Source organism: Clostridium sp. UBA6640 (genome assembly GCF_002455975.1).
In the GTDB taxonomy this organism is placed as follows: Bacteria; Bacillota; Clostridia; order Clostridiales; family Clostridiaceae; genus Clostridium_J.
Genome location: NZ_DKLM01000086.1, coordinates 42,006 through 47,713, shown reverse-complemented (window position 1 = coordinate 47,713; position 5,708 = coordinate 42,006). Strand labels below are relative to the sequence as shown.

Genomic DNA, 5,708 nt, shown 5'->3' with positions numbered 1-5,708 from the left:
TCGACTTTGTCGACACTCTGAGGTAATGTATTTATACATTACCTTTTTACATATAAAAAAATATATAGATAAAATTATCATAAATTTAAACATTATAAATAAAAATTTTGTTAATAGTAAAATTCTATTTAATTAGAAAGAAGAATTAATAATCCTAACTTATTAGATTATATTAAAAAACCTAATAAGTTATATGAACAATCAAGGAAATTGATTAAGCAACAAGCAATGAATTTATCAAACAGTTTTTTAATTTTGTCATTTCAAAATTATACAATTTTTGATATAATATTGAATTGCTGGATGTTTATTTATAGGGAGAAAATATGAATGATAAAAAAGCATTAATGATTGCAATTTTAACTATTATATTTTTTCTCAAAAACTTCTAATAAAACTGAGAAGGTTAACAAAAGGTTAATAAAAAGTTAACAAAAGGTATAAAGTATACTGTTTTATAGACGAACATAATTTATATCGGTAGTTTGTTATTTAGAGCTATGGGGGGATATATTAATGAAGAAAAAAACAAAAATTAAACTAAAGTTTAAGAGTATAGGTACAAAACTTGCTTTTTATTTTGGAATACTAATTTTTTTAGTTAGTGGTGTATTAGGAACACAATCAGTAAGATTGTCGGAAGAATCTGCACTTAATATTCTAGGCTTGACTTTACCAGAAGTGGCAACAAATGCTGCTAATTCTATAGATAACTATATAAAAGGAACTATAGACTCTTTAGAAGCAATAGCAATTTCGAAAGAGTTAATAGATACCAATGTACCTATAAAAGAAAAAGTGAACCTTATTAAACCTGAAACAGAAAGAAAAGGTCACCTTAGAATGGGGTTTGTTGAGACTAATGGAAAGGCTTACTATACCGATGGAGCTAGCGAAGATATTTCTGATCGCGAGTATTTTAAAAAATCTTTATCAGGGGGGATTGCAGTAAGTGAACCTCTTGTGAGTAAAATAAGTGAAGAAACAGTAATAGTTTACTCAGTACCTATTAAAGATAATAATGGGCGAGTTAAAGGGGTTTTAGTTGCAACAAGAGATTTAAAGAGAATTAATGAAATGATATCCAAAGTCACTTTTGGAGAAACAGGAAAATCTTTCATGCTTGATAAAAGCGGAAACATTACTGCGCATCCTAATCCACAAGTAGTAGAGAGAAGAGACAATATAATAGAGATGTCAAAAGATAATGAAGAGTTAAAAGAAATGGCTGCTGTTTGCGAAAAGATGATTAGTGGTAAAACAAATGCTGAATTATGTATTAATCAAGGACAACAACAATATGTAGCTTATTCTCCTATTGCCACTACAGGTTGGTCAGTAGGTATATTTATTGATGCTGAGGAAGTGATGGCAGGCATAAATAAAACTGAAAATATGATAACAATAATTTCAATAGTAGCAGTATTAATAAGCATAATATTTACATTATTACTAACAAAATCAATTAAAAGGTCTGTATCTACTACTGTAGGACATTTAGAAGTATTAGCATCAGGGGACTTTACAGAAGAAGTATCAGAAAAATTATTAAACAGTGGTGATGAATTTACTAATATAGGAAAAGCTATTGAGAAAATGCAGATATCTATGAGCGAGGCTATAAGTACTGTACAAAATAATGCTTTTGCAATTGATGAAAATACGGAAAGCTTATCAAGTTTATCAGTAGAGATGTCTAGTTCTATTGATAATGTTGCAACTTCAGTACAAGATGTAGCTAAAGGAATGGAAACCCAATCGGGAGATTTAGTATATATAGTTTCAATATTAAATGATTTTAATATTCAACTTGATAATGTACTAAAATCAGTAAAGGTTATTGAAAATGGAACTTCAGAAATTCATATAAAAGCTAATGATAGTAATAAAGATATGAGTGGTGTCATAAGTTCAGTAGATACTGTAACAGAATCATTTAGTGAATTAGTAGAAAAAATACAAAATGTAGAAGGAAATATAAACAAGATAAATGAAATAACTACATTAATAAAGGGAATATCAGATCAAACAAATTTACTAGCGCTTAATGCAGCTATAGAAGCAGCTAGAGCAGGAGAAGCAGGCAGGGGCTTCTCGGTAGTAGCAGATGAAATAAGGAAATTAGCAGAGCAAAGTAAGCACTCAACAGAAAATATAGTTAAGTTAATAAGTACTATATCCCAAGATACAGAAAAAATGGTTGAAACCACTGATGTAGTAAGTAATCAATTATTAACTCAAAGAAGTAGTATAACAACAGCAATAGAATCTTTTGGAGAAATAACAAAGGCTGTAAATGGTATAAATCCTAAAATTGAGGAAACAACTAAGATAGCAATGGAAATAAATAATAGGAAAAATGATATAATAGAAAGGGTAGAAGCAACTTCATCAGTAGCAGAAGAAGTATCAGCTTCATCTGAGGAAATTGCTGCAACTTCCCAAGAAGTAAGTGCATCTACTCAAGAAGTATCAGCTTTAGCTCAGGAGCTTTCTACTATGACCAATAGCATGAAGAAATTAGTGGAGTTATTTAAAGTTAAAAATTTCTAAACATATTGTGGAATACTAATATAATTTATTAGTATTCCTTTTAATTTTAATATGAACCAAAAAGTGTATAAGCTATTATATATTGGTCAAAGCTTGAAATAAATAATTTATCGAAGAGGGAGATTATGGATAGACCATTAGTTTATTATAGCTTTGCTTTGTTTTTAGGTGCTTTTATATGTTATTTATTATTAAATTCAATATATTTATCTTTTATATTAATTGGATTATTTTTAATAATAATCTATAAAACTGTCAATAAAAGATATTTTATTTTAGTATGTAGTTTCTTAATAGCTGGTATAGTTAGTTATTTTATATATTTTAATTTCACTTTAGGACAAAATCAAACTTTAAGAGTTACTGAAGTAAACAATTATGAAACTATAGCTAGTATACATAATAGAAAAATACTTATAGAAGGAGATTTAAAAGGTATTAATAAAGGTGATATATTAGTATGTAAGGGAACTTATATGAAAAAGCCTATATACGATAAGGGTATAATAGGAATTTATAGTGTTAGGTCTTTTGAAATCAAGAAAGATATTATATCTAAAATAGAGGAATATAAAAGGAGAATATTTAGAAAACTATTAATTTATCAAGGAAAAGAAAATTCTGCACTAATAATGGCGCTTTGTTTAGGAGATAAAGATTATCTCTCTTATAGTAAAAAAAATAATATGAATATATTAGGTATATCCCATATTATTAGTGTTTCTGGATTTCACATTGCAGCCATATACGGAGCGCTTCAAAAAATGTTTGGTTATAAAATAGCAATTATAATAACTTTTATTTATGTAATAATAACGGGAATGAATGCTTCAACAGTGAGAGCTTTTATCATGATTTCTATTTTAATAATGTCTAGAGTAATAAAAAGAAATTATGATACTTTATCTAGTATATCTTTTGCGGCAATAATACTTTTATTAATTAGACCATACTATATTTTAGATATGGGATTTATGTTGTCTTTTTTAGCAGTGATAGGAATAACAACTACCTATGGACATATAAGAGATAAATTAAATATTTTACCAAATGTTATTAAAAACTCAATATCTATGACTCTATCAGCACTTATATTTACGTTACCTTATTTAGCTCTAAATACGAACACTATAGGCTTTAATGGTATTGTTAGCAATTTAATATTGATACCTTTCTATAGTATACTTATTATATTAGGAAATATATCTTTATTGCTATTAAACGCTAGATTTATATTTAAATTGATTAATTATGTATTAACTTCATTATTATTTATAATAAATACAGCTGAGGGGATTTTTGTAAAGAATATGTTGGATGTTTTAAAAATTACTTATATACAAGCTCTAGTTGTAATTACACTATATTATTCCTATATATTGTATAAAAAAGAATATAAAAACTCATTATATGTTCCTATAATATTCTTTTTAATAACTCTTGTTAGTAATTATTCTTTTTATCCTGAAATTAGTTATATAAAAGAAAAAAATCACAATATAATAAATGTTAAATATAAAAATAAAAGTGTTTTACTTAGCAATAAAGTAATAAAGTTATCAAAAATTAAATCTTCTATTAGCGTAGATGATATATATGATGAAATTAATAATGAGACTACTATTAATTTAAAAAATGATTATAAAATAATTGCAACTCCTAATAGAGGAGATTTAGATTTGATAATCTACTCTAAAAACAATAAAATATTATTTACAACTAATAAAAACAAACAAATTCAAGATAATTATGATAAAATAAAATTTATTAAAGAAGATGAATATGGTTTTAATGGTGTGGTGTATAAAAGGTATAAGATTATCAAAGATAGTATATTTGAATACCATTATTAGAAACTTATACAGTTAATAACTTGTTATAAATAGTTAAGTATCTTTATAAAAACTAGTTAGTATATTAGCTTATTTTATATCACGCTGACATTATAAATTTTATTTATAATGTCTATTAATCATAATCTTAAAATTGTATAAGTTATTGTTAAAAAGGAGAGAGTAAACTTTGCTTACTTTAGTAGAATTTGAAGAAAAGATCAAAAAAGGTAAAATTGACAACTGCTATATTTTTTGTGGAAGTGATGAAAATTTAATAAGAACATCTATAAAGACTATAGTATCTAAAAGTATAGATGAAAATTTTAGAGATTTAAATTTTATTAGACTAGACGGGAAAAAAGTAGATAATGACACTATAATTAATTGCTGTGAAACTATGCCTTTTATGAGTGAAAAAAAAGTTATAGAAATTTATAGAGCTATATTTTTAGAAGATAGCTATAAAACCTCATCTGATGGGAAAAAAGTAGATTTTAATAATTTATTAAAATACGTAGAAACCCTTCCGGATTATTCAACTTTAATTATGTATTATGTTTTTGAAAGTGATAGAGAAAAGGTAAGTAATAAAGTTAAAAAGTTAGAAAAAAAGGCTACAGTAGTAAAAATTGATAAATTAAAGGGGGACAATTTATACTATAAAATTAAAACTATTTTTGAGGATAAGGGTAAGAAGATAGATAAGTCTGAATTAAGTTTATTTTGTAGTCTTGTAGAAAATAATATGAATATAATAACAAATGAAGTAGAAAAACTATGTTGTTATACTGAAGATAGAAAAATAACTAAAGATGATATATTAGCTTTAATACCACCTAAAAATGAAAATGATATCTTTAATCTTGTGGATTGTTTATCTCAAAAGAATATTAAAAAGTCTATGGATATAGTTAATGAATTAATCTATAAGGGAGAAAAAATTCCTGTTATTTTACATATGATACAAAGACAGTTCAAACTATTGCTGGCGCTAAGACTAGGCAGTGATAGCGGCATAAAAGCAGATGAGCTTTCAAAACAACATAGATTACATCCCTATATCGCAGAAAAAATGATTAAGCAAAGTAAAAAGTTTTCTATGCAAGCCTTAAAAAGAAATTTGAAACTTTGTGTTGAAACAGAAAAATTAATTAAAAGCTCAACCAGTGATAATAAAATACATTTAGAGCTTTTTATGTTAAATTCAATGATATAAAATATGGATTATAGATGTACTATTCCTAAATTTAATCCATACACTTAGAAAATTGTGTTAACAAATTGTTTTGGCTTATATTTATGCAATTGAGAATTGACGAT

General features: G+C 25.7%; 3 protein-coding genes. All 3 read left to right on the top strand.

The genetic code is table 11. The features are described 5' to 3' along the window. Window positions 1–516 precede the first annotated feature (516 nt). The 3 genes from B2W91_RS10205 (at window position 517) to holA (ending at window position 5,604) form a co-directional block, all read left to right on the top strand. Entirely contained in the window at window positions 517–2,553 is a 2,037-nt protein-coding gene (locus tag B2W91_RS10205) for a methyl-accepting chemotaxis protein (RefSeq protein WP_291580513.1), read from the top strand. A gap of 125 nt (window positions 2,554–2,678) precedes the next feature. Further along, a complete protein-coding gene (locus B2W91_RS10200; RefSeq protein ID WP_291580512.1) occupies window positions 2,679–4,406 on the top strand; it encodes a ComEC/Rec2 family competence protein in 1,728 nt (575 codons plus the stop codon). Window positions 4,407–4,575: 169 nt separating this feature from the next. Then, window positions 4,576–5,604 carry a DNA polymerase III subunit delta gene (gene holA / locus B2W91_RS10195; protein ID WP_291580510.1) on the top strand — a complete coding sequence of 343 codons (1,029 nt, stop codon included), beginning with the start codon at window positions 4,576–4,578 and terminating at the stop codon, window positions 5,602–5,604. The last annotated feature ends 104 nt before the right edge of the window (window positions 5,605–5,708 follow it).